This is a genomic window from Streptomyces sp. NPDC104307, from assembly GCF_055584045.1.
In genome coordinates this window covers 65,160-90,680 of the sequence record NZ_JBVJMU010000009.1, presented here as the reverse complement: position 1 = coordinate 90,680, position 25,521 = coordinate 65,160, and the positions used below count along the sequence as shown (strand labels likewise).

Annotated in this window: 21 protein-coding genes; 14 read left to right on the top strand and 7 right to left on the bottom strand. The window is 68.6% G+C overall.

Going from position 1 to position 25,521, the window contains the following annotated elements; all coding sequences use genetic code 11:
* Complete coding sequence (locus ACZ601_RS22970; protein ID WP_440574908.1) at positions 1-1,059, top strand: ABC transporter ATP-binding protein; 1,059 nt, start codon at positions 1-3, stop codon at positions 1,057-1,059.
* Positions 1,052-2,197 (top strand): ABC transporter ATP-binding protein, encoded by a 1,146-nt coding sequence (locus ACZ601_RS22965; protein ID WP_469540840.1) that lies wholly within the window; start codon positions 1,052-1,054, stop codon positions 2,195-2,197. Before ACZ601_RS22970 ends, ACZ601_RS22965 begins: the two co-directional genes overlap by 8 nt.
* A 127-nt stretch (positions 2,198-2,324) precedes the next feature.
* Here the strand turns inward: ACZ601_RS22965 and ACZ601_RS22960 are convergent, their stop codons facing one another.
* The 6 genes from ACZ601_RS22960 to ACZ601_RS22935 all read right to left on the bottom strand — a co-directional run bounded on the left by ACZ601_RS22960 (position 2,325) and on the right by ACZ601_RS22935 (position 9,383).
* Entirely contained in the window at positions 2,325-2,849 is a 525-nt protein-coding gene (locus ACZ601_RS22960) for a hypothetical protein (protein ID WP_469540837.1), read from the bottom strand.
* A gap of 314 nt (positions 2,850-3,163) precedes the next feature.
* The gene (locus tag ACZ601_RS22955) at positions 3,164-4,240 is read right to left on the bottom strand and encodes an ABC transporter ATP-binding protein (protein ID WP_469540834.1); all 1,077 of its coding nucleotides are present in this window, start codon (positions 4,238-4,240) and stop codon (positions 3,164-3,166) included.
* Positions 4,241-4,266: 26 nt separating this feature from the next.
* Positions 4,267-5,304, bottom strand: a complete 1,038-nt coding sequence (locus ACZ601_RS22950) for an ABC transporter ATP-binding protein (protein WP_469540831.1) — start codon at positions 5,302-5,304, stop codon at positions 4,267-4,269.
* A 56-nt stretch (positions 5,305-5,360) separates the two neighbouring features.
* A complete protein-coding gene (locus ACZ601_RS22945; RefSeq protein WP_469540828.1) occupies positions 5,361-6,341 on the bottom strand; it encodes an ABC transporter permease in 981 nt (326 codons plus the stop codon).
* 163 nt (positions 6,342-6,504) lie between these two features.
* On the bottom strand, positions 6,505-8,268 hold the full coding sequence (locus tag ACZ601_RS22940; protein WP_469540825.1) for an ABC transporter substrate-binding protein: 1,764 nt from the start codon (positions 8,266-8,268) through the stop codon (positions 6,505-6,507).
* 80 nt (positions 8,269-8,348) lie between these two features.
* Positions 8,349-9,383, bottom strand: coding sequence for an ABC transporter permease (locus tag ACZ601_RS22935; protein ID WP_469540822.1), 1,035 nt, complete (start codon positions 9,381-9,383; stop codon positions 8,349-8,351).
* 380 nt (positions 9,384-9,763) lie between these two features.
* On the opposite strand from ACZ601_RS22935, the gene ACZ601_RS22930 reads away from it, so the two are divergent.
* The 6 genes from ACZ601_RS22930 (at position 9,764) to ACZ601_RS22905 (ending at position 17,184) form a co-directional block, all read left to right on the top strand.
* Positions 9,764-11,398: a peptide ABC transporter substrate-binding protein gene (locus ACZ601_RS22930; protein WP_469540820.1), complete on the top strand. Its 1,635-nt coding sequence runs from the start codon at positions 9,764-9,766 to the stop codon at positions 11,396-11,398.
* Between the two features lie 277 nt (positions 11,399-11,675).
* Entirely contained in the window at positions 11,676-12,599 is a 924-nt protein-coding gene (locus tag ACZ601_RS22925; RefSeq protein ID WP_393339828.1) for an ABC transporter permease, read from the top strand.
* Positions 12,592-13,572, top strand: coding sequence for an ABC transporter permease (locus ACZ601_RS22920; protein WP_440577297.1), 981 nt, complete (start codon positions 12,592-12,594; stop codon positions 13,570-13,572). Before ACZ601_RS22925 ends, ACZ601_RS22920 begins: the two co-directional genes overlap by 8 nt.
* 13 nt (positions 13,573-13,585) lie before the next feature.
* Entirely contained in the window at positions 13,586-14,563 is a 978-nt protein-coding gene (locus tag ACZ601_RS22915) for an ABC transporter ATP-binding protein (RefSeq protein WP_469540816.1), read from the top strand.
* Positions 14,553-15,848 (top strand): ABC transporter ATP-binding protein, encoded by a 1,296-nt coding sequence (locus tag ACZ601_RS22910; RefSeq protein WP_469540813.1) that lies wholly within the window; start codon positions 14,553-14,555, stop codon positions 15,846-15,848. Before ACZ601_RS22915 ends, ACZ601_RS22910 begins: the two co-directional genes overlap by 11 nt.
* A gap of 244 nt (positions 15,849-16,092) precedes the next feature.
* Positions 16,093-17,184 carry a hypothetical protein gene (locus ACZ601_RS22905; protein ID WP_469540810.1) on the top strand — a complete coding sequence of 364 codons (1,092 nt, stop codon included), beginning with the start codon at positions 16,093-16,095 and terminating at the stop codon, positions 17,182-17,184.
* A 35-nt stretch (positions 17,185-17,219) separates the two neighbouring features.
* Here ACZ601_RS22905 and ACZ601_RS22900 read toward each other — a convergent pair whose 3' ends face one another.
* Entirely contained in the window at positions 17,220-19,310 is a 2,091-nt protein-coding gene (locus ACZ601_RS22900) for a S9 family peptidase (protein WP_469541225.1), read from the bottom strand.
* Positions 19,311-19,519: 209 nt separating this feature from the next.
* Here ACZ601_RS22900 and ACZ601_RS22895 point away from each other — a divergent pair, with 209 nt between their 5' ends.
* The 6 genes from ACZ601_RS22895 (at position 19,520) to ACZ601_RS22870 (ending at position 25,515) form a co-directional block, all read left to right on the top strand.
* The gene (locus tag ACZ601_RS22895) at positions 19,520-19,714 is read left to right on the top strand and encodes a hypothetical protein (RefSeq protein WP_073736631.1); all 195 of its coding nucleotides are present in this window, start codon (positions 19,520-19,522) and stop codon (positions 19,712-19,714) included.
* A gap of 84 nt (positions 19,715-19,798) precedes the next feature.
* Positions 19,799-20,698, top strand: coding sequence for an N-acetyl-1-D-myo-inositol-2-amino-2-deoxy-alpha-D-glucopyranoside deacetylase (mshB, locus tag ACZ601_RS22890; RefSeq protein WP_469540807.1), 900 nt, complete (start codon positions 19,799-19,801; stop codon positions 20,696-20,698).
* Entirely contained in the window at positions 20,695-21,141 is a 447-nt protein-coding gene (locus ACZ601_RS22885) for a DUF6113 family protein (protein ID WP_440574780.1), read from the top strand. The genes mshB and ACZ601_RS22885 overlap by 4 nt, the downstream gene beginning before the upstream one ends.
* 175 nt (positions 21,142-21,316) lie before the next feature.
* Positions 21,317-23,638 carry a peptidoglycan binding domain-containing protein gene (locus tag ACZ601_RS22880; RefSeq protein ID WP_469540804.1) on the top strand — a complete coding sequence of 774 codons (2,322 nt, stop codon included), beginning with the start codon at positions 21,317-21,319 and terminating at the stop codon, positions 23,636-23,638.
* Between the two features lie 204 nt (positions 23,639-23,842).
* Complete coding sequence (locus tag ACZ601_RS22875; RefSeq protein WP_440574782.1) at positions 23,843-24,778, top strand: ABC transporter ATP-binding protein; 936 nt, start codon at positions 23,843-23,845, stop codon at positions 24,776-24,778.
* Entirely contained in the window at positions 24,775-25,515 is a 741-nt protein-coding gene (locus tag ACZ601_RS22870; protein WP_073736626.1) for an ABC transporter permease, read from the top strand. Before ACZ601_RS22875 ends, ACZ601_RS22870 begins: the two co-directional genes overlap by 4 nt.
* The last annotated feature ends 6 nt before the right edge of the window (positions 25,516-25,521 follow it).

Below are 25,521 nucleotides of genomic sequence, written 5' to 3'. Positions count from 1 at the left end.
GTGACCACCATCGACAAGACCGCCGAAGTCCCGTCCCCGCGCTCGGGTGACGGCCACGTCGGCCCGCTGCTCGACGTCCGTGATCTGCACGTGGAGTTCCACACCCGTGACGGTGTGGCCAAGGCGGTCAACGGTGTCAACTACACCGTGAACGCCGGTGAGACCCTCGCCGTGCTCGGTGAGTCGGGCTCCGGCAAGTCCGTGACGGCCCAGGCCATCATGGGCATCCTCGACATGCCGCCGGGCAGGATCCCGCAGGGCGAGATCCTCTTCCGCGGCCAGGACATGCTCAAGATGTCCTACGAGGAGCGCCGGAAGATCCGCGGCCAGAAGATCGCGATGATCTTCCAGGACGCGCTCTCCTCGCTGAACCCGGTCCTCACCGTCGGCTACCAGCTCGGCGAGATGTTCCGGGTCCACCAGGGCCTGTCCAAGAAGGAAGCCAAGGCCAAGGCCATCGAGCTGATGGACCAGGTCAAGATCCCCGCCGCCGCGGCCCGGGTCGCGGACTACCCGCACCAGTTCTCCGGCGGTATGCGCCAGCGCATCATGATCGCCATGGCGCTCGCCCTGGAACCGGACCTGATCATCGCGGACGAGCCGACCACCGCGCTCGACGTGACGGTCCAGGCCCAGGTGATGGACCTGCTCGCGGAGCTCCAGCGCGAGTACAACATGGGCCTGATCCTGATCACCCACGACCTGGGTGTCGTCGCGGACGTCGCGGACAAGATCGCCGTGATGTACGCGGGCCGGATCGTCGAGACCGCCCCGGTCCACGAGATCTACAAGCGGCCGGCGCACCCCTACACCAAGGGGCTGCTGGAATCGATCCCGCGCCTTGACCAGAAGGGCCAGGAGCTCTTCGCGATCAAGGGCCTGCCGCCCAACCTGCTCCACGTGCCGTCGGGCTGTGCCTTCAACCCGCGCTGCACCATGGCGCAGGACATCTGCCGTACGGACATCCCGGCCCTGACCCCGGTGACCGAACAGGACGGCGCCGAGCTGGTCGGACGCGGCAGCGCCTGCCACTTCTGGAAGGAGACGATCCATGGCTGACATGAAGAAGGAGCCCGTGGACGCCACCCCGAACGTCACCGAAGTGGAGACGGTCGACGCGGGCACGGAGGCGGAGGCCGTAGCCGCCATCGACGCCCCCGTGTCGCAGGGCGAGCCGATCCTCCAGGTCCGCAACCTGGTCAAGCACTTCCCGCTGACCCAGGGCATCCTGTTCAAGAAGCAGGTCGGGGCCGTCAAGGCCGTCGACGGGATCTCGTTCGACCTCTACGCGGGCGAGACGCTCGGCATCGTGGGCGAGTCCGGCTGTGGCAAGTCCACCGTCGCCAAGCTCCTGATGACACTGGAGCAGGCCACCGCGGGCGAGGTCTTCTTCAAGGGCCAGGACATCACCAAGCTGTCCGGCCGCGCGCTGAAGGCCGTGCGCCGCAACATCCAGATGGTGTTCCAGGACCCGTACACCTCGCTGAACCCCCGTATGACGGTGGGCGACATCATCGGGGAGCCCTACGAGATCCACCCCGAGGTGGCTCCGAAGGGCGACCGCCGCCGCAAGGTCCAGGAGCTCCTGGACGTCGTCGGTCTCAACCCGGAGTACATCAACCGCTATCCGCACCAGTTCTCGGGCGGTCAGCGCCAGCGCATCGGCATCGCCCGGGGCCTCGCGCTCAACCCCGAGATCATCATCTGCGACGAGCCGGTCTCCGCGCTCGACGTGTCGGTGCAGGCTCAGGTCATCAACCTGATGGAGAAGCTCCAGGACGAGTTCAACCTCTCCTACCTCTTCATCGCGCACGACCTGTCGATCGTCCGGCACATCTCGGACCGGGTCGGCGTCATGTACCTCGGCAAGATGGCCGAGATCGGTACGGACACGCAGATCTACGACCACCCGACGCACCCCTACACCCAGGCGCTGCTGTCGGCGGTCCCGGTCCCGGACCCGGAGGCCCGTGAGGGCCGCGAGCGGATCATCCTCTCCGGAGACGTCCCCTCGCCGGCCAACCCGCCCTCCGGCTGCCGCTTCCGCACCCGCTGCTGGAAGGCCGAGGCCAGGTGCGCCGAGGAGATGCCGCTGCTGGCCATCCCCGAGCGCTTCAAGACCTCCACGACGCTGGCCGCGCACGAGTCGGCCTGCCACTTCGCGGAGGAGAAGGACGTGGTCGGCGCGGCCTCGTAGGCCCGTTCCGGACATACAGGCACGGAAGGCCCGGAAACCCTCATGGGTTTCCGGGCCTTCGCTGTCCTCATGGCGAACCGTCATCCTCCGCTTTATGCCGGTTCGCGGTGAGCTGCCGCGCGGGGGGCTACTTGTACTGGATACCCCACAGGTTGTTGCTTCTCCTCACCGGAGCGACGTTGCCGCTCTTTTTCCAGCTCTGCACCTTCCGGCAGCCGCCGCCCGACTTCGGCTCCATGTGCGTCTTGGTGACGCTGAATCCCTTGGCCTCGTGATACATCATCAGCCGCCCCCGGCTCTTACCCTTCTTCTTCGCGACCTCGGTCGAGTACGTCCAGGTGTCCGACTTCGCCCAGGACTTGCCGACCGCCACGCTGAACGAGGTGGAGGCCTTGGCGAAGATCACGCCCGCTTCGGCGCCGACGGTGGCGGTGCCTGTCGCGGTCCAGGTGCCGGTCTTGTTCTTGGCGTAACTGATCGTGACGCCGGGCTTCGCCCAGTCGCTGTGCACATTGGTCGCGCGCCAGACGGTCGTCTTGTTGCCGATCGTGTAGGTCGGGTTCGTCGGGCACTTGGTGCCGGCCGACGCCGGAGCGGCCGCCCCGGCCACGACTCCGGCGCTCAGCAGCGCGGTACTGACAACGGTGCTCATGAGACGCTTCACGTAGATCCTCCTGATCTGAGAGGTTTCATGTGGACGCATCACATGCTGGCAGTGAATGCGCTTGCCATGTATGGGAGTTGAGCGAATTTTGAGCTTTTCTCGTGAAGCCTGAGGAGATCATGGCGCCGGTCGTGTTCAGGGCTCGGCGCGGCAGGGGCCGTACCGCCTCCGGCACGCAGAGGCGCCCGGAACCGATCGGTTCCGGGCGCCTGTCCTCTGTTCCCTGAAGCCGGGCCCGCGGGTGGCTTGGGTCAATGGGCCTACGCGCTCGGTCTCCTGGGCAGGAGGTATCGGATGGGGAGTCAGCCCTCGGCCTTGGGGTTCTTGTCGGGCCGCGGGGCGTCGGACGCCGTACGCGCCTGCGGAATGGACGGGGTGAGGCTGGGCTCCTCCGGATAGTGGCAGGCCGTCAGATGCCCGCCCGTGCCGTCCCGGACCTGTACCAGCTGTGGGGTCTCGCTGGCACACCTGTCCGTTGCCTTCCAGCAGCGGGTGCGAAAGCGGCAGCCGGACGGCGGATTGACGGGGGAGGGGACGTCTCCGGTCAGCCGGATGCGTTCGCGGGACGGCGCGTCGTCGGCGGTGGCTTCGGGCACGGCGGAGAGCAGGGCGCGGGTGTAAGGGTGGCGAGGGCCGGCGTACAGGTCCTCGCGGTCGGCGATCTCCACGATCCGGCCGAGGTACATGACGGCGACCCGCTGCGAGAAGTGCCGAACGATCGCGAGGTCGTGGGCGATGAACAGGAACGCGATGCCCAGTTCCTGCTGGAGCTGCTGGAGCAGGTTCACGACTTGCGCCTGGATCGACACGTCCAACGCCGAGACGGGCTCGTCCGCCACGATCAGCTTCGGCTCCGAGGCGAGCGCTCGGGCCACTCCGATGCGCTGGCGCTGGCCGCCGGAGAATTCGTGCGGGAACCGGTTGTAGTGCTCAGGGTTGAGCCCGACGGTCTCCAGGAGCTCGCGGACCCGTCGCTCGAAGCCGCCGTGCGGCTTGATTCCGTTGATCTCCATCGGGGCGGAGATGATCTTGCCGACCGTCTGGCGCGGATTCAGTGACGCGTACGGGTCCTGGAAGATCATCTGGATCTCGGAGCGGATCGGGGCGAGTTTCTGACGGCCTGCGTGCGTGATGTCCTGGCCGCGGTAGCTGATCGTCCCGCCGGTGGGCTCCAGCAGACGCGTGATGAGCCGGCCCGTCGTCGACTTGCCGCAGCCGGACTCACCGACCAGGCCCAGGCTCTCGCCCTCGGAGATCTGGAGGTTCAGGCCGTCGACGGCCTGAACTGCGCCGATCTTCCGCTTGAACGGAAAGCCAGCCATCACCGGGAAGTGCTTGGTCAGATCTGTGACGTCCAGGAGGGGGCTCGTGCTGTTCATGGTCGTGGGGTCCCGTCTCTTATACGTCAGTGCGACCGGGGCGCGGCATGGTCGGCGAAGAAGTCACGGCGTTGGTCCGCGGTGAGGTGGCAGGCGGCGCCGTGGCTTTCGGCGGTTTCGAGCGGGGGGCGTTCGGCGGCACAGAGCCCGCTCCTTACCTTCTCCGTGAACGCGCAACGCGGATGGAAACTACAGCCGGACGGCGGGTTGAGGAGCGAGGGCGGTGAGCCCGGGATCGGTGACAGCGGTACGTCGACCGGCCCCTCCAGGCTGGGCATCGAGCCCAGCAGGCCCCAGGTATAGGGATGCTGAGGCGCCCGCAGCACCCCGTTCTTGGTGCCGTGCTCCACGCACCGGCCGCCGTACATGACGAGTACGTCGTCCGCGATGTCCGCGATGACACCGAGGTCATGTGTGATGAAGATGATGGCTGTGCCGAACTCCTGCTGGAGGTCCTTGAGGAGGTCCATGATCTGGGCCTGCACCGTCACATCGAGAGCGGTGGTGGGCTCGTCCGCGATCAGCAGCTCGGGGTCGCAGACCAGTGCCATGGCGATCATGGCCCGCTGGCGCATACCGCCGGAGAACTGGTGCGGGTAGTCGTCCACTCGGATGTCCGGCTGGGGGATGCCGACGCGCCTCAGCATCTCGATCGCACGCTGCCGCGACTCTTTCTTCGAGGCGCCGGTGTGCTTGCGGTACGTCTCGCTGATCTGCTTGCCGGTCGTGTGGTACGGAGACAGTGAAGCGAGCGCATCCTGGAAGATCATCGACATCTTGTTGCCGCGCAGCCGTTCCAGTTCCCGTTCGTTGGCGCTGAGCAGGTCATTGCCATCGAGCAGGATCTGCCCGTCGATGGCGGTTCGGTCACGGTCGTGCAGGCCCAGGATCGTCAGGTTCGTGACCGACTTGCCCGAACCCGACTCGCCGACGATGCCGAGTGTCTTGCCCCTGGCCAGATCGAAGGAAAGGCCGTCCACGGCTTTGACGACGCCGTCTTCGGTGGAGAAATGGACCTTCAGATCCCTGATGGAAAGAAAGGGCTGTTGATCGGTGCTCGTCACGGGGACGCTCCTGAGAGGTGTTGCCGGAGTAACTGTCGAGGGCGAGGTGTCCGGTGTCAGGCGAGCCGGATCCGCGGGTCGATCAGGGCGTAGACGGCGTCGACGACGATGTTGAAGACAACGATCGCGCCGGCCGACAGGATGGTGACGCCCAGCAGCATCGGTAGATCGCTCTTGTTCACGGAGTCCACCGCGAGGCGGCCGACGCCCTGCATGCTGAATGTTGTCTCCGTGATGATCGCGCCGCCGATCAGTGTCCCCAGATCAATACCGAAGACTGTGACGATCGGCCCCATGGCGCCTCGCCAGGCGAACCGGAAGAACACATTCGCACGTGACAGACCCTTGGCGCGGGCCGTGCGCACGTAATCCTCGCTGAGTTCCTCAACGAGTTGGGACCGTGTCATACGGGTGTAGTTGGCCGTGAAGATGATCGCCAGGGTGAGCCACGGCAGGAGGAGCCCGGAGACCCAGGCGCCGGGGTCCTCGGTGATCGGGGTGTATGACGGCTGGGACAGCAGACCCAGCTTCGAGACCAGGAAGAACATCGCGATGTATCCGACGAAGTAGATCTGTAGTGAGGACCCGAGCAACGAGGCCGAACTGGCGAACTTGTCCAGGAACTTTCCCTGCTTGAGGGCTGCGAGCATGCCCGCGCCGATTCCCAGGACCAGGAAGACGACGGCCGCCCCGAAGGCGAGCGAGAGAGTGGTCGGCAGGCGGTCCATGATCGTGCCGAGGACAGGTTCACGGTTGGCGAAGGAGTAGCCGAGACAGGGCGCGTCGCAGTAGCCGTATCCGGCGTAGTCGCGCCCCGCGAAGATGCCGACCAGCCAGTGCCAGAACTGCACCGGGACCGGCGAGTCGATGCCCAGGTTCTTGCGGATCTGGGCGAGTGCGTCCGGTGTGCAGTTCTTGCCGCACGACATCATCGCCGGGTCTCGCGGGATGGCGTAGAAGAGGCCGAAGGTGATGGCGCTGATGATCAGCAGGATGACCAGCGCGCCGAGGATTCGACGGACGAGGAAGCGGGACATGGGGGCGTGACTTTCCGGACGGGGCGCCGTCGCCGGGGCGTGAAGGGCAGGGGGCCGGAGGAGAGCCGGCAGAGCGGCAGCTCCCGGGGCCCCGCCGCCGAAGCGCCTTCCCTCCTCGCGGAGGGCTCGACGGTGTTCGGCGGCAGGGCCCGGGTGATTCTGCCTACTTCATGGCGTACAGCTTGCAGAGAGCGACGCAGGTGTTGCCGCTGTCGTACACGACGTTGCCGACCTTGGATCCGTACATCCAGTTGCGGATGGAGTGGTAATCCGGGACGACCGGGGCGAGCTCCATGATCTGACGGTCGATGGCGCCCCAGGCCTTGTTCGCCGCCTCGGTGTCCGTGAGCTTGGCGGCCGCGTCGATTGCCTTGTCGACACTCGGGTCTTTCAGCTGGGCGTAGTTGCTGCGGCCGTCGCCGATGTTCTTGCCGCTCCAGCAGGGGAAGAAGACCGAGTAGCCGTTCGGCCAGTCCGGACTCCAGCCGGCGGCGAACAGGTCGAAGTCGTTGTCGATCTTGCCGATCTGCGTGTAGAAGGTGGACTTGTCGAGCTGCTTGTTCACGACGGTGAAGCCGGCCGCCTCCAGAGCGTTCTTGATGGCGACGGCCTGCTTCAGCGCGTTGTCCGAGGTCTGGTAGGCGATGACCAGCTTCTGGCCGGCCTTGCCGGCCTCCTTCAGCAGGGCCTTGGCCTTGGCCGGGTCGCCACCGGGCTTCGTGGCCACGCCGTACAGGTCGAACTTTGCGTAGCCCGGGGTCACCGGCGAGAGGATGGTGCTTGCCAGTTCGCTGGTGGAAGCGCCGCCACGGATCGTCTGCAGCTGCTGGTGCGGCCACGCCCAGTTGATGGCCTGGCGGACCTTGACGTCCGTGATGCGGGTGGTGTTGATCGGCCAGTAGTAGGTGACCGTGTCGACCTCGATCAGCACGCGCTTCTTGAGCTTGGGGTTGGTGAGGACCTGGGCGGTCCGCTCCGCAGCGACCTCGTTGAAGATCGACATCGCGTACTGGTCCTTGCCCGAGTCCGCTATGTAGCGGTCGGTGGCGGCCAGCGGCTGGAAGCCGAACTGGAAGACGTACTTGTCCGGGTAATTGTTGCGGATCGCGTCGGTCTTCGGGTCCCAGTGCTCGTTTCGCACGAAGGTCATCGACTTGCCGATGCTGCGGCTGTCGACCTTGTACGGACCGCTGGCGAAGGGACGCTTGTCGTACTTCTCCTTGGTGTCGTGTTTCTTGTTCACCAGGGCGTAACCGCGCATCGCGAGGGTGAAGTTGAAGTCCCCCCGCGGCTCGTTCAGATGGAAGGTGATGGTCTTGCCCTCGACCTCGATGGAGTCGAGCTTCTTGCCCTCGTAGGGGCCCTTGTACTTGTCGCCGCCCACCAGGAACTGCTGAACGAAGCGGGGGCCCTCGGTGACGAAGGGGGCGAAGAGCCGTTCGAAGGTGTGCTGGAGGTCCTCGGAGGAGATGTCCGAGCCGTCCTCCCATTTGACGCCGTCCTTCAGCGTAAAGGACCAGGTCTTGCCGCCGTCCTTCACGGTGCCGGCGTCGGTCGCGAGGTCACCGACCAGTGTGGCGCCCCCCTTGCTGTCGATCTTGTAGCCGGTGAGGCCACGCAGCACCGGGACGGTGATGGCCGCCTCGGTCGAGACGTAGATCTGCGCCGGGTCCATGTGGTCCATGTCGAACTGGTCGAGAGAGTAGATCGTCCCGCCCTTGACCGCTCCGGTGACCTCCGCCGCCGGGCCGGCCGAGTCGGCCTTGGTGCCGACCGGGATTTCCTGGGTTTTGCTGCCGCTGACCTTCGGGCCGGTGTTCTTCTTGGAGCTGCCGCCGCTGTCGCTGCCGCCGCAAGCCGTCAGGACGGATGACGAGGCCGCGGCCACGCCGGTGGCGATCAGGAAATTTCTACGAGAGAAAGACATGAATGATCCTGCCTCACATGGGCGATCAGAACGGATGGACCAGCCGTTCATCGATGAACGGGCTGGATGGAGCCGGGTGTCTACCGCTTGGACTTCGGGTCGAGAGCGTCGCGTACCGAGTCGCCGAGCAGGTTGAAGGCGAGAACGAAGATGACCATCGACAAGCCCGGGAAGAGCATGAAAGTGAGGTCTTCGGTGTAGAACTGGGCCCCGCGCTGGATCATCACGCCCCAGTCCGGAGTGGGGTCGATGATCCCGACCCCGAGGAAGGCCAGGCCGGCCTCCGCGGTGACGAAGGCCGGCAGCATCAGCGTGGACTGAATGATGATGGGTGTCCACAAATTGGGGAGCAGCTCTCTGAATACGATGCGCCGTGGTGACGCCCCCGTGACCTTGGCCGCCTCGATGAACTCCCTCTCGCGCAGGCCGAGTACCTGGCCACGCAGCAGGCGGGCTATGGAAGCCCAGCCGAAGGAGGAGAGGACCAGGATCAAGGAGATGGCCCGCAAGCTGGTGGGGATGTTCTCGTCGGGGGCGACGAACAGCCCGTACACGACCGGCATGAAGGCGATGAAGAACAACGTGGACGGAAACGACAACAGGATGTCTATGACCCGTCCGACGAAGTAGTCGGTTCTGCCGCCCAGGTAGCCCGCCGTGATGCCGACGATGACACCAGCGACCGTGGTCAGCAGCGTGGCGGCGACGGCGATGCTCAGCGAGGTGCGGATCCCGTACAGCAGGAAGGTGAAGACGTCACGGCCCAGCTGCGGCTCGACGCCGAACCAGAACTCCGAACTCATACCGCCGTTCGGCCCCGACGGGTAGGCGAAGGCGTCCAGAAGTTCCGGCCGCTGGCTGGCGTAAGTGGTGTAAGGGTCCTTGCCGTAGAGTTTTGCGATCAGCGGCGCCGCGAGCGCGATCACGAAGAAGAACACGACGATCCAGGCGGACGCCACGCCGGTCCTGTCGCGCTTGAAGCGGATCCAGGCAAGGCGCCCCGGGCTCCTGGCGGCGGCTCCCCTTTTGTCACTGTCGGGAAGCTGGGGCTCCGCGGTCGCTTCGGGAGGCGTCAGGTCCACCGAGAGGCCGGAGGCCGGGGATGGCATGGTCATCGTGCTCCTGTCCCCGTCCGGAACGGCGTCCCCGGGGTGAGAAGTGTGCGAAGAAGAGGTTGGGATGGACCCAATCAACCGAGTTGACAACGGTCAATCGACTGTGGAAGTCCGTACCTGTTCTTTAGGTTTTTGACTTGAACTTGACAAATCTAGGGCGTCCCCTGGGTGGACACCTCCTTCGCTGACAGGGCTTATCGGGTCTTCTTGGGCGTCCGTGTCCGATCGCTGGTGTGGCCCTTTCGTTATCCGGCGCATATGGTCACCGGCCACGCTTCGAGTGGTGGATCGACACGTTTGGCCGTAGTGCGGGTGCACTGATCCTTTTATGCGCTGATATTTAGTTTCAAGTGAGACGGAGCACTACGAGGAGGCACTCCATGCGCGGAGCCACACAGGCGAAGTGGGCAGCATGCGCGGTCGCCGTCGCCCTGGCGGCGACCGCCTGCGGCGGCGGGGGCGACAGCGGTGGCGGCGGTGGTGGTGCCAATGGGGTGGTGAGTTCCTCGTGGGGTGACCCGCAGAACCCGCTGGAGCCGGCCAACACCAACGAGGTGCAGGGCGGCAAGGTCCTCGACATGGTCTTCCGGGGTCTCAAGCGGTACAACCCCAAGACCGGCGCCGCCGAGGACATGCTGGCGGAGAAGATCGCCACGTCCGACTCGAAGACCTTCGACATCACCGTCAAGGACGGCTGGACGTTCTCCAACGGCGAGAAGGTCACCGCCAAGTCCTTCGTGGACGCGTGGAACTACGGGGCGAGCCTCAAGAACAACCAGAAGAACGCCTACTTCTTCGGCCAGATCGAGGGCTACGACAAGGTGCACCCGGATTCCGGTGCCCAGGCCGCCGGGACGATGTCCGGGCTGAAGGTCACCGGCGCCAGGACGTTCACCGTCAAGCTCAACCAGAAGTTCTCGCTGTGGCCGGAGACGCTGGGCTACGCGGCGTTCGCCCCGCTGCCCAAGATCTTCTTCGACGACCATGCCGCCTACCTGAAGAAGCCGATCGGCAACGGGCCCTACACCATCAAGTCGTACACCAAGGGTTCGCAGATGTCCCTGCGCAAGTGGGACAAGTACCCGGGGACCGACAAGGCGCAGAACGGTGGCATCGACCTCAAGGTCTACACCGACAACAACACCGCCTACACCGACCTGGTGGCCGGCAACCTCGACCTGGTGGACGACGTCCCCGCCGCGCAGCTCAAGAACGTCAAGGCGGACCTCGGCGACCGCTACATCAACACCCCGGCGGGCATCATCCAGACCCTGGCCTTCCCGTTCTACGACAAGGCGTGGGACAAGGCCGACAGCGACAAGGTCCGCAAGGGCCTCTCCATGGCCATCAACCGCAAGCAGATCACCGAGACGATCTTCAACAAGACCCGGACGCCCGCCACCGACTGGACCTCGCCGGTGCTGGGTGACGCGGGCGGATACCAGTCCGGCTTCTGCGGCAGCCTGTGCGACTACAACCCCGCGGAGGCCAAGAAGCTGGTCTCCCAGGGCGGCGGCATCCCCGGCGGCCAGGTCAAGATCGGCTACAACGCCGACACGGGCAGCCACAAGGACTGGGTGGACGCGGTCTGCAACAGCATCAACAACGCGCTCGGCAACGACAAGGCCTGCGTGGGCAGCCCGACGGGCACCTTCGCGGACTTCCGCAACAAGATCACCCAGAAGAAGATGACCGGTCCCTTCCGCGCGGGCTGGCAGATGGACTACCCGCTCATCCAGAACTTCCTGCAGCCGCTCTACTACACCAACGCCTCGTCCAACGACGGGAAGTGGACGGACAAGAAGTTCGACGACCTGGTCAACAAGGCCAACGCCGAGTCCGACAAGGCCAAGGCGGTCAAGACCTTCAAGGACGCCGAAGCGGTGGTCCGGGACAACATGGCTGCCATTCCCCTCTGGTACCAGAACGGCAGCGCCGGCTACTCCACGAACGTCTCGAACGTCGCGCTGAACCCGTTCAGCGTTCCGGTCTACAGCGAGATCAAGGTCAAGTGACCCGGTAGCGGCCGCCCCCGGCCCGGCACACCCTCAGGGAGTGCCGGGCCGGGGTGCGTTCTGTCGGTCCCGGTGCCCGTCACACGGTTGGCCCCTTCCGGCGCGTGCGTGGTCCCGTGAGGGTGCGCAGAAGGTGCTATTTCATGTGAAATGGGATGTTATTTGGTTCACGGCAACAGGGAGGTGACCGCGCGATGCGACCGTTCATCAGGTCCCGATCCACCGCGGAGCGAGCGCCGGCCGGAGTCCAGTGCCCGATCGACGCGCGGAGGGTGACATGGGGCGTTATGTGATCCGTCGTCTGCTCCAGATGATTCCGGTCTTCATCGGAGCAACGCTGCTGCTCTTCCTGATGGTCAACGTGATGGGCGACCCGATCGCGGGCCTCTGCGGCGACCGGCAGTGCGACCCGACGACAGCCGCCCAGCTGCAGAAGGAATTCGGGCTGGACAAGCCCGTCTGGCAGCAATACCTGACCTACATGGGCAACGTGTTCACCGGCGACTTCGGTACCGCCTTCAACGGGCAGAAGGTCACCGAGCTGATGGCGTCCGCCTATCCGGTCACCCTGCGGCTGACCATCGTCGCGATCCTGTTCGAGATCATCGTGGGCGTCACGCTCGGCGTCATCAGCGGCCTCCGGCGGGGCCGCGTCGTCGACAACTCGGTCCTGGTCGCGACGCTCGTCGTGATCGCGATCCCCACCTTCGTCACCGGCTACGTACTCCAGTACCTGCTCGGGGTGAGATGGTCCGTCATCTCCCCGACGGTCTCCTCGGAAGCGCCGTTCGACGAGCTCATCCTGCCCGGCCTGGTGCTCGCCTCGGTCTCCCTGGCCTACGTCACCCGCCTCACCCGGACCTCGATCGCGGAGAACTCCCGCGCCGACTACGTCCGCACGGCCGTGGCGAAAGGACTGCCCAGGCGCCGCGTCATCGTGCGCCACCTGCTGCGCAACTCGCTGATCCCGGTCGTCACCTTCATCGGTACGGACATCGGCGCGCTCATGGGCGGTGCGATCGTCACCGAGCGCATCTTCAACATCCATGGCGTCGGATACCAGATCTACCAGGGCATCCTGCGGCAGAACACCCAGACCGTGGTCGGCTTCGCGACCATCCTGGTGCTGGTCTTCCTCATCGCGAATCTGGTCGTCGACCTCCTGTACTCCGTACTCGACCCGAGGATCCGTTATGCCTGAACCTCAGCCCGAGCCCCAGAACGCGATCGCCGGGACCGGTGCCGGCGGAGCGGCGGACCTGGCCATGAGCGAGGGCACCACCCTGGAGGGCACACCGGAAGGCCCGGAGGGCGGCGCGCCCAGGGAACGGGCCGGGAGCCTGTGGGCCGACGCCTGGCGCGACCTGCGCCGCAACCCCGTCTTCATCGCCTCGGCCCTGATCATCGTCTTCCTGGTCATCATCTCGATCTGGCCCTCGCTCATCGCGTCCGGCAACCCCCTCAAATGCGACCTCGCCAAGGCCCAGCAGGGCTCTCAGCCCGGCCACCCCATGGGGTTCAACGCGCAGGGCTGCGACGTCTACACCCGGGTCGTCTACGGGGCACGGGCCTCCGTCACCGTCGGCGTCTGCGCCACGCTCGGCGTGGCGCTGCTGGGCGGGCTGCTCGGCGGGCTCGCGGGCTTCTTCGGCGGGGCCTGGGACGCCATCCTCTCCCGCGTCACGGACATCTTCTTCGCCATCCCCGTGGTGCTCGGCGGTCTGGTCCTGCTCTCCGTGGTCACCAGCAGCACCGTCTGGCCGGTCATCGGCTTCATGGTCCTGCTCGGCTGGCCGCAGATCTCCAGGATCGCCCGAGGCGCGGTGATCACCGCGAAACAGCACGACTACGTGCAGGCCGCGCGCGCCCTCGGAGCCTCCAACTCCCGCATGATGCTGCGGCACGTCGCCCCCAACGCGGTCGCGCCCGTCATCGTCGTCGCCACCATCGCGCTGGGCACCTACATCGCGCTGGAGGCGACGCTCTCCTACCTCGGCGTCGGACTGAAGCCCCCCACGGTCAGCTGGGGCATCGACATCTCGTCCGCCTCGCAGAACATCCGCAACGCCCCGCACATGCTCCTCTGGCCGGCCGGCGCGCTGGCGATCACCGTGCTCGCGTTCATCATGCTCGGCGACGCGGTGCGCGACGCCCTCGACCCCAAGCTGCGCTGAGGAGTCCGCTGCCATGTTGCTCGAAGTGCGCGATCTGCAGGTGGAGTTCCACACCCGGGACGGGGTCGCCAAAGCCGTCAACGGGGTCAACTACTCGGTGTCCGAGGGGGAGACGCTCGCCGTGCTCGGCGAGTCCGGCTCCGGCAAGTCGGTCACCGCACAGGCGATCATGGGCATCCTCGACACGCCACCGGGGAAGATCAGCGGCGGCGAGATCCTCTTCAAGGACCGCGACCTGCTCAAGCTGAAGAAGGAGGAGCGCCGGAAGATCCGCGGCCAGGAGATGGCCATCATCTTCCAGGACGCGCTCTCCTCGCTCAACCCCGTGCTGACGGTGGGGGAGCAGCTCGGGGAGATGTTCGTGGTGCACCGGGGGGCGTCCCGCAAGGAGGCGAAGGCCAAGGCCGTCGAGCTGATGGACCGAGTGCGCATCCCGGCCGCCAAGGAACGCGTCGGCAACTACCCGCACCAGTTCTCCGGCGGTATGCGCCAGCGCATCATGATCGCGATGGCGCTGGCCCTGGAGCCCTCGCTGATCATCGCGGACGAGCCCACCACCGCGCTCGACGTCACCGTCCAGGCCCAGGTGATGGACCTGCTCGCGGAGCTCCAGCGCGAACTGAACATGGGCCTGATCCTGATCACCCACGACCTGGGCGTCGTCGCGGACGTCGCGGACAAGATCGCCGTGATGTACGCGGGCCGGATCGTCGAGACCTCACCCGTCCACGACATCTACCAGGCACCCGCGCACCCCTACACCCAGGGCCTGCTCCGCTCGATCCCGCGCCTGGACCAGAAGGGCCGGGAGCTCTACGCGATCAAGGGGCTGCCGCCCAACCTGCTGCACATCCCGCCCGGCTGCGCCTTCAACCCGCGCTGCCCGATGGCCCAGGACGTCTGCCGCACCGACGTACCGCCGCTGTTCGACGTGGCCGAGAACCGTCAGAGCGCCTGCTACTTCTGGAAGGAGACGCTCGATGCACGCTGATCACTCGGGGCGCAGGGAAGCGCGCCAGGAGGGCGAGGTGGCACGCGCCCTGCTGGCCAAGTCACGCGAGACGAGCGCCCAGGCGGGCAAGGAACCGATCCTGGAGGTGCGCGACCTCGTCAAGCACTACCCGCTCACCCGGGGCATCGTGATCAAGAAGCAGATCGGAGCCGTCAAGGCCGTCGACGGGGTCTCCTTCGACCTGGCGGCCGGCGAGACGCTCGGCATCGTGGGCGAGTCCGGCTGCGGGAAGTCGACCGTCGCCCGGCTGCTCGTGCACCTGGAGGACCCGACGGCCGGAATGATCCGGTACAAGGGCGAGGACATCACCAAGCTGTCCGGCCGCGCGCTGAAGGCGGTGCGCCGCAACATCCAGATGGTGTTCCAGGACCCGTACACCTCGCTGAACCCCCGTATGACGGTGGGCGACATCATCGGGGAGCCCTACGAGATCCACCCCGAGGTGGCCCCCAAGGGCGACCGCCGGCGCAAGGTCCAGGACCTCTTGGACGTCGTCGGTCTCAACCCGGAGTACATCAACCGCTATCCGCACCAGTTCTCCGGCGGCCAGCGCCAGCGCATCGGCATCGCCCGCGGCCTCGCGCTCAACCCCGAGATCATCGTCGCGGACGAACCGGTCTCGGCCCTCGACGTCTCCGTCCAGGCGCAGGTCGTCAACCTGCTGGACCGGCTCCAGTCGGAGTTCGACCTGAGTTATGTGTTCATCGCCCACGACCTGTCGATCGTGCGGCACATCTCCGACCGGGTCGGGGTGATGTACCTGGGCCGGATCGTGGAGGTCGGCACCGACGAGGAGATCTACGAGCACCCCACGCACCCGTACACCCAGGCGCTGCTCTCCGCCGTGCCGGTGCCGGACCCGACGGCGCGCGAGTACCGCGAGCGGATCATCCTGCACGGCGACGTGCCCTCGCCCGCCAACCCGCCCTCCGGCTGCCGATTCCGCACCCGTTGCTGGAAGGCGCAGGAGCGGTGCGAGCTGGAGGTGCCGCTGCTGGCCGTCCCGGCGGTCTTCCGGCTGACGGACACCCCGGCCCGGCACGATTCGGCCTGTCACTTCGCGGAGGAGAAGCGCGTGGTGCCGCCGGAGGGGACGCTGACGCCGGGGGAGGGCGGGCCGGGCCCTGACGTCGAAGAGGTGGACCGGGAGGCCCGCAGGCCCCCCGCGTCCCCGGAGCCGCCGAACCCGCCCGGCGAGGACGAGGCGCCCGGGCCGGACACCGACGACGGGCCGCCGCCCGCCGGCAGCAGCCGGGCCGACTGACCCGCGCACGCGTTAACGCACGGGCAACTCGCGCGTCGCACGTCCGATATACGGACCCGTCACCATGGACGACGTACGGCCGTGCGGGTGCCGTGGACCGGCCGGGGGACGTCAAGTACCCCGGCCGGTCGCCCCACAGGACCGCGCCGTCACGGCCCCCTTGTCGGGAGGCCGGGCTCGGTGGAGTATCGCCGGTGTGATACTCACGCGGGGAGCAAGAGTCACGGGTTCTGTCCTCTGCGGCGTGCTGGCGGTGATCGTCGCGAGCTGGCTCGTACGGGACGTCAGGGCAGTCGAGTTCGGCCAACTGCTGCGGTACTGGGCCGGTTTCCCGGACGCCCGCGCGCACGCGCTGCCCGCGACCACGGCCACGGACGCCGCGCTGCTCGTGGTCTACGTGGTCGCCGCCGTCGCCGCGCTCCGCTCCGCCGTCGCCGCCACGGTGCTCGTCGCCATCGGAGTGGTCACGGTCGCCGTACGGCTGCCCGGACTCTGGAACATCGGCGGCCGCGCGATGGAGTCGGCGTACTCGGACGAACTGCGCACCCGGGCGCTGATCAGTGCCTTCGCCGCCCTCGCGGCGGGCATCGCGCTCCTGATCACCGCCGGGGCCGGGCGGCGTCCGCCGGACGGCTCCTACGAGCAACTGCCCACCCGGCCGGGTCCGGGCGCCTCGGTCACGGCGTTCCTGCTGCTGTGCGCGGCCGGCGCGGTGCTGGCCGCGTGGGAGATCCGCCAGGCCGTGAAGTACCCGGAGCTCGTCCCCGACCGGTACCTGGGCGGCGACCGGCTCACGCACGTGCTGGCCGATCCGCCCGCGGGCTGGGCGAGCGTGCTGACGGCCCTGCTCTGCCTCTTCGCGGGGGTGAGCGCCCTCTCCCACGCCGTGCACTCAAGGCCGTTCGGCCTGGTGGCGGCCGCGCTGCTGCTGACCGGCGGGGTGTCCGGCGTGGCCCTGGCCGTGCACTACGAACTGTTCGACCAGTTCGGTTCGCTGTCGACCGAGACCCAGCTCACGCTGGCCAGCTGGTTCTTCGAGGCGTTCGTCGCCGTCCTGGTGCTCATCGCGCTGGCCCCCAGGGGCTTCGCGGACGTCCCCGGCCCGCCGGCACCGGGGTACGGCTCCGGATACGGGGAGCCGGGGTACGGGCAGCCGGGGTACGGCACCCCGGGATACGGAACACCTGGATACGGCCCCGAGGCGCACCCCGGACCGGAAGACGCCGGCCCGAACCCGGGGCAGCGGCCGCCCGCCCCGGGACCGGGATACGGATACCCGCGGGGCGGCGGCTTCGGACCGCCCCCACCGCCCTCCCAGCCGCCGCCGGGCTGGTAGCGGGGAAGGTCTCCCGCGCGGCCGGGGCCGAGGGCCTACGCGGCCGGGTCCGGCAGGGACCGCTTCAGGAAGTCCACCTGGAGCAGCAGCAGGTTCTCGGCCACCTTCTCCTGCCGGGGCAGATGGGTCACCCCGCTCAGCGGCAGCACCTCGTGCGGCCGCCCCGCGGCGAGCAGCGCGGAGGACAGCAGCAGCGTGTGCGCGACCACCACGTTGTCGTCCACCAGTCCGTGGATGATCATCATCGGCCGGGCCGGCTCTGCGGCGTGCGACAGCCCCTCGTCGGTGACCAGCGAGTTGTCCGCGTACACCTGCGGCTGCTTCGCCGGGTCCCCGAGGTAGCGCTCGGTGTAGTGGGTGTCGTAGAGCCGCTGGTCGGTCACCGGGGCGCCGACGATCGCCGCGTGGAAGACGTCCGGCCGCCGCAGCGCCGCCATGCCGGCCAGGAAGCCGCCGAACGACCAGCCCCGGATGGCCACCCGGTCCAGATCCAGCGGGAACCGCTCCGCGAGCGCGTGCAGCGCCTCCACCTGGTCGTCGACGGTGAGGGCGATGTTGTTCTTGACCGCCTTCTCCCAGCCGGGGGAGCGGCCCGGGGTGCCGCGGCCGTCCGCGACGACCACGGCGAAACCCTGGTCCGCGAACCACTGCGAGGTGAGATGCGTGTTGTGGGTGGCGACCACCCGGCGGCCGTGCGGCCCGCCGTACGGATCCATCAGAACCGGAAGCGGACCATCCGATTCCTTGTACCCGGTGGGGAGCAGCACGGCGCACGGAATCCGCCGTGCGCCCCCTTCGGTGAACTGCGCCCGGACGGACAGCACCGGCTGCTCCGCGTGGTTCGCCACGGTGGTGATCCGCTTGCCGCCCCGGAGCACCTGGGCGGTCGTTCCGGGCCGGTCCGGGGAGGTGGACACCAGCACCGTCACGCCGCCGGCCCGGACCGCGGTATGCACGCCCACGCCCTCCGAGACCCGCTCCACGCCCAGCTCGTTGACCCGGTAGACATGGGTCTCTCCGATCTCCGGCGCGGCCGCCGTCTCCCCTGCGGAGGCCGCCACCAGGATGTCGGAGGCGCCGATGTCCAGCACCGACTGGATCTGCAACTGCGCCCCGGTCAGCAGCCGGTCACCGACCGCGAGGACCCGCGCCCCGCCCTCGTCCGCGATCCGGACCAGCCGTCCGTCCGGCGCCCACGCGGGCACCCCCGGGAACAGGTCCAGCCAGACCGGGTCCTCGTCGACGTGCACAGTCCGGGTCGTGCCGGTCTCCGGGTCCACCGCGAGATGCAGCTGGCTCTGCTGGTCACGGGCCTGCACCAGCAGCAGCGGTGCCCCTGCCGACGACCAGTGCACCCGGGCCAGATAGGGGAACCGGGCCCGGTCCCACACCACTTCGGTGCGCTCCCCCGCCAGGTCCACGACGAAGAGCCGCACGTCCGCGTTGGGCGTACCGGCCGCCGGGTACGCGATCTCGGCGGGCCTGCGCTCGGGGTCCGCCGGGTCGGAGATCCACCACCGCCGCACCGGGCTGTCGTCGACCCGGGCGACCAGCAGCCGGTCCGACTCGGGCGACCACCAGAAGCCCCGTGAGCGCTGCATCTCCTCGGCCGCGATGAACTCCGCGAGACCGTAGGAGACCTGCGCGTCCTCCGGCTCCGCGAGCGCCCTGTCCTCCTCGCCGCCGGCCCCCACGACGCGCAGTGCACCCTTGGACACGTATGCGATGTGTCGTCCGTCCGGGGAGGGGCGCGGGTCGATCACCGGACCGGGCACGGGCAGCGCACGCGCCGTGCCCGCCCGCAGCCGGGCGACGTACACCTTCCCGGAGAGCGCGAACGCGGCCAACTCGGCGGCCGCGTCCAGCGCGTAGCCCACGATCCCCGACGACCCCTCGCGGCTCCGCTCGCGCCGGGCCCGCTCCTGCGCCGAGAGCCGCTCCGCCGAACCGCCCAGCAGCACCGCGGGGTCGGCCACCACGCGCTCCCGCGGTGCGCCGTCGCCGGTCAGGTCCAGGGCCCAGAGCTGACTCGCGCTGTCGGTGCCGGAGCCCGAGCGCAGGAAGATCACCCGCTCACCATCGGGTGACACCGTGAACGCCCGGGGTGCGCCGAGGGTGAATCGCATCGTCCGGGCCTGCTGCAGCGGAAAGGTGATCTCTGACGAAGTCATGAGCCGAACCTATCGGCCGGCCCCGGGCCGTGCGCCCCTCGTGCTGCTGTGCCCCGATCAATGCCTTGCCACGGATAGTTATGATCCGTAGCGCTCGGTGGGTATGAACCTGCTGGCTCCATGCGTGCTGCCCGTCCCGACCGTACTGATGGAGGTGAACCGCCGTGGCACTCTCGATTTCGGCGGTGGTGCTGCTGGCGATCGTCGTCTTCCTGCTGGTCCGGAAATCCGGACTGAAGGGCGGACATGCGGTGGTCTGCATGCTGCTCGGTTTCTATCTCGCCAGCTCGTCCATCGCGCCCACGATCTCCGAGGTGACGACGAACGTGGCGGGCATGATCGGAGGCCTCAAATTCTGAGAGCGGCAACCGTCCGCGGTTCGTCGGCGCCCGGTGCGTGGGCGCCGTCGGCCAGGGGGTCCGCAGGCTCGTAGGGTGGTCCCCATGACGGATCTTCCCGCCCGGCGTCTGCTCCTGGTGCACGCGCACCCCGACGACGAGTCGATCAACAACGGCGCCACCATGGCCAGGTACGCCGCAGAGGGCGCCCTGGTCACGCTGGTGACCTGCACGCTCGGCGAGGAGGGTGAGGTCATCCCGCCCGCGCTCGCGCACCTGGCGGCCGACCGGGACGACTCCCTCGGGCCCTGGCGACAGCGCGAACTCGCGGCGGCGATGAAGGAGCTGGGGGTCACCGATCACCGCTTCCTCGGCGGCCCCGGCCGGTTCCGCGACTCCGGGATGATGGGCGCGGAGCAGAACGACCGTCCGGGCGCCTTCTGGTCCGCCGACGTGGACGAGGCCGCCGGGTACCTCGTGGAGGTGATCCGCTCGGTCCGCCCCCAGGTCCTGGTCACCTACGACCCCGACGGCGGCTACGGGCACCCCGACCACATCCAGGCGCACCGGGTCGCGACGCGCGCCGCCGAACTGGCCGCGGACCCCGGGTACCGCGCGGGCTCCGGTGCCCCGCACACCATTGCCAAGATCTACTGGAACCGGGTGCCGCGCACCACCGCGGAGGGCGCCTTCGCGAACCTGCGGGCCACCGCCCCCGACACCTTCCCCGGCATCGCCGCGATCGACGACGTGCCGGGTGTGGTGAACGACACCCTGATCACCACCGAGATCGACGGCACCGCCCACGCGGCGGCCAAGGCCGCGGCGATGCGGGCGCACGCCACCCAGATCGCGCTGAGCGGGTCCTTCTTCGCTCTTTCGAACGATCTTGGCCAGCCTGTTCTCACCACCGAGTACTACGAGTTGGTGAGCGGCGCTCCGGGCGCGGCTCCCGGGACGCGGGAACACGATCTCTTCGCCGGTGTGACGGGAGCGGACCAGTGAGCAGCAGCAGGTCGCGGGCCGCGCGGACCAACGCGCCCCCGAGGGACATTCAGGCCACCGGCCTGGCCGCTCCGCCCAACCCGCGCCGGATCGCCGCCCTGCTGGGCCTCGCGGTGCTCGGCGCGATTGTCGGTATCGCCGGATCCCTGGTCCAACCCGCCTGGTTCCCGGGCGGATTGCTGCTGGCACTGCTGGCGACCGGCGGACTCTTCTACGGGGGCCGGTGCCTCATGGGTACGCAGCCGGGCGCCCTGGTGCCCGCTGCGGGGTGGCTGATTTCGGTCGTAGTTCTGCTGGGTGGCCGCCCGGAAGGGGACTACGTATTCGGTGACGAACTGGGCCTCGTCCTCTTCCTGCTGGGCGGGATGGCCCTCGCTGTGATCTGTGCCACCATGTCGCGCTCACCCCGGCCGGGTGCCGACAGCGGCCGACCTGGCAAGTAATGTGCCACGTCCGATCCCGTAATGCCCCCTGTCCGTCCGGGGGGTGCGCAGTCGTTTCCCCCGGTCGCGGGGTGTCTGTCTGCCGCGGCCAGTATGGTGGTTCGCGCGCCTGGTCGGGTGCTGGACTGCGGCACGGGGGAAGTACGGGCGGCGGAGCCAATCGGGAGAACCTGCTTTGAGTCGTGAAACTGACAGTTCGTCCACCGGGCCCCAGGGCCGCGGGGGAGCCGCGTACCCCTCGGGTACGCCGCCGTACGGATCCCGCCAGTATCCGTCGCTGCACCCTTCTCAGGATGCCCCGGAGGAGACCCCGGAGCCTGCGGACCCGTCCCAGCCGGAAGAGCCGAGGACGGAGACGACGCTGACGACGCGTATCCGGATCAACATCCCCGGCTCGCGTCCGATCCCGCCGGTTGTCATGCGTACGCCCATGAGCGACGCGGACGGCGGCCCCGGCAACGAGCGCACCGGCAACATCCCGCGCCCGGGTCAGTCCGCCTCCAACGGCGCACCGGGCACCCCCGCGGCACCCGGGTCCGAGCCCGGCGAGGGGTCCGCCCCCGCGGCGGAACCCGCCGCGGAGAAGCCGGCCCGGGAGAAGAGCGGCAGCGACTGGTTCGCACCGCGCAAGCCCCCGACGGCCGCCCCGGCGGACGCCTCGGGCGACACCAACGGTGCGGGTTTCTCCGCGTCGGGTTCCGGTGGCGGTACGAACGGTGCGGGTTTCTCCGCGTCGGGTTCCGGCGGTGGTACGAACGGTGCGGGCTTTTCCGCGTCGGGTTCCGGCGGTGGTACGAACGGTGCGGGTTTCTCCGCGTCGGGTTCCGGCGGTGGTACGAACGGTGCGGGCTTTTCCGCGTCGGGTTCCGGGGGCCGGGCGGACGGTCCGGGCGGCGACCGGGGCACCCCGCCCGCCGGTACTCCGCGCGCCGATCTGCCGTATTTCTCGGACGGCCCACAGCGCGCGGGCGAGCCGGGCGCACCGGGCTCCGGCTCCGGCTCCGGCTCCGGCGAGTTCGGAGCGGACGGCCCCGGCGGGCAACGCTCCACCCCGAACCTCGGCATCCGTACGCCGGGTCCGTCCGGGCCCACCACGGGACCGGCCGGCGGCACCTCCCCGCTCACCCCGAACCTCGACGGACCGGGCCCCTTCGCCGGGGCCTTCGCGCCTCGGGACTCCGGACCGGCAGAACCGCAGGCACCCGGTGGCCCCGGGAAGACCGGTGGCCCCGGGGGTGCCGGTGGGGTTCCGCCGCGGATGTCCGACGACACCGCGGTGCTCACCCCGCAGTTCCCGGCCGCAGGACCCGGCTCCGGCTCGGGTGACAACGTCTCGGGTGACACGCTGACCAGCGGCATCCCCGTCGTCCCGGCGGAGCGCCGCACGGCGGGGCCCCAGTCGCCGTTCCAGGGCCCCGATCTCACTCCGAGGATCCCGGACAACCCGATGGGCACCGGACCGGCCGGGCCGGGAGGGTTCGCCGCGCAGGCGCCCGAGCCCGCCGCCCGTACCGCTCCGGAGCCCGCCGCGGCGAAGGCCCCGGCGAAGAAGGGCCGTTCGAAGCTGGTCCTGCTCTGCGTGGCCGCCGTCTGCCTGCTCGTGGTCGCGTACGGCGCCGGGCTGCTGATGAACCACTCCGACGTCCCCAAGGGCACCACCGTCCTCGGCGTCGACATCGGCGGCGGCACCAAGGAGAACGGTGTCGAGAAGCTGGACGCCGCCCTCGGCGAACGGGCCAAGGCCCCGCTCCAGCTGAGCGTGGACGGCAAGAAGGCACAGCTCGCACCGGACAAGGCCGGGCTCTCCCTGGACAGCCAGGCGACCGTGCGCGCCGCGGCGGGCAGTGACTACAACCCGGTCTCGGTCATCGGCTCGCTCTTCGGCGGCAAGCGTGACATCGACCCGGTGATCCCGGTCGACCAGGAGAAGCTGGGCGTCGCGCTGACCGACCTGGCCGGTGCCTCCGGCTCGGCCAGCAACGGCACGATCAAGTTCGTTCCGGGCAAGGCCGTCCCCGTACCCGGCAAGGAGGGCAAGGCACTCGACGCCAACCAGTCGATGGGCTCGGTCCGCGACGCCTACCGCGCCCAGGTCGAGACGGGCCGCTCCGCCACCGTCGAGCTGCCCGTCACCACCCGCCGGCCCACCATCAGCCAGGCCGAGCTGGACCGGGCGATGAAGGAGTTCGCGGAGCCCGCGATGTCCGGCCTGATCACCATCAAGGCCGGCCCCAAGGTGATCCAGTTCGGCCCCGACAGGTCGCTGCCGAAGATCCTCTCGATGGTGGCGGTCGACGGCAAGCTCGTCGACCACTACGACAAGAAGGCCATCGACACCCTCTGTGAAGGCGTCTTCGACGGCATCATGATCACCAAGGGCGACGGTTCGAAGCACCAGCTCAGCGCGGACGACGTGGCCTCCGCCATGAAGGGCGCGCTGCTGGGCAAGACCCCGGTCGAGCGCACCGTCACGATCGACCTGAACGGCAACGGCTGACACCGGCCCGCACCGCGCCACAGGCACCGCCCCCGACCGGATCCCGGCCGGGGGCGGCGCCGTCCGCCCGCCCGGCCCCGGCATCAGGCTTCCGGCACCGCGCAGCGCCCGTCACCCGTCACCCGTACGGCATGACATCTGTCATCCCGGATTCACGACCCGTGACCCTGCCGCGCGCGTACCCCGCTCGGCCAGGCTGGACCCATGACAACCAAAGCTCCAGAAGCCACCGGGGCGAAGACCGCCGTGGTCAGCTTCGACCAGGTCAGCAAGGCGTACGGCGACGTACGTGCCGTGGACGGGCTCACGCTCGACCTGCACCCGGGCGAGACGGTGGCGCTCCTCGGGCCGAACGGCGCGGGCAAGTCCTCCGCGCTCGACCTCCTCCTCGGCCTGCGCACCGCCGACTCCGGTACGGTCCGGCTCTTCGGCACCACCCCGCAGGCGGCCATCGCGGCCGGCCGGGTCGGCGCGATGCTCCAGACCGGCGGACTGATGGAGGAGGTCACCGTCGGGGAACTGGTCGGACTCGTCTGCGATCTGCACCCCAAGCCCTACCCGGTGGAAGAGGTGCTGGCGCGGGCCGGTATCGCCTCGATCGCCGGCCGCATGGTCAACAAGCTCTCCGGCGGCCAGGAGCAGCGCGTACGGTTCGCGCTCGCCACCGCCGGGGCCAACGACCTGATCGTGCTCGACGAGCCGACCACCGGGATGGACGTCACCTCCCGGAGCGCCTTCTGGGCCACCATGCGCGAGCAGGCGGACCAGGGCCGGACCGTCCTGTTCGCCACCCACTACCTCGAAGAGGCCGACGCCATCGCGGACCGCGTGCTGGTCCTGCACAAGGGCCGGATCCTCGCCGACGGCACCGCGGCCGAGATCAAGGCCAGGGCCGGCGCCCGCCGGATCTCCTTCGAGCTGGAGGGCCCGGTCGACGAAGAGGCCCTGCGCGCCCTGCCGTTCCTCTCCGCACTCGACGTCACCGGTCGCCGGGTCCGTATCCAGTCGCACAACGCCGACGCGACCGTGCACGCCGTCTACGGCCTCGGCCTCTACCCGCGCGAGCTCGAAGTCGCGGGTCTCGGACTGGAGCAGGCCTTCGTCGCCATCACAGAGGCCGAGGAGGCCAGGACCCGATGAACACCCTGATCAAGCTCGAAGTGACCCGCACCCTGCGGAACAAGAAGTTCATGTTCTTCTCGATCATCTACCCGTCGGTGCTCTACGTGCTGATCTCCAGCACCCAGAACACCACCGACAAGGTGCCGCACACCGATCTGACCCTCCAGTCCTTCTTCATGGTCTCGATGGCCTCCTTCGGCGCGCTGACCGCCGTGCTGATGGGCAACAGCGAGCGCATCGCCAAGGAGCGCGAGAAGGGCTGGGTCCGCCAGCTCCGGCTGACCGCGCTGCCCAGCCGCGGCTACGTCCTGGCCAAGATCGCCAGCGCCGCGATGGTCACCCTGCCCTGCATCGTGGTCGTCTTCCTGGTCGCCGCCTCCGCCAAGCACGTACGGTTCGACCTCTGGCAGTGGCTGGCCCTGACCGGCCTCATCTGGGCCGGTTCGCTCGTCTTCGCCGCTCTCGGGGTGGCCATCGGCTACATCGCCAGCGGTGACGCGGTCCGCCCGATCACGATGATCATCTACTTTGTGCTGTCGATCCTCGGCGGCCTGTGGATGCCGTCCTCGACCTTCCCGCAGTGGATCCAGAACATCTCCGAGTGGCTGCCCACGCACGCGTACGCTGCACTCGGCCAGTCCGTCGAGATGGGTGGCGCGCCGCATGCCAAGGACATCGCGATCCTCTGTGTCTACTTCCTGCTCTTCGCGGGCGGAGCGGCCTGGCTCTACCGGAAGGACACCCTGAAGGCGTGAACGAGG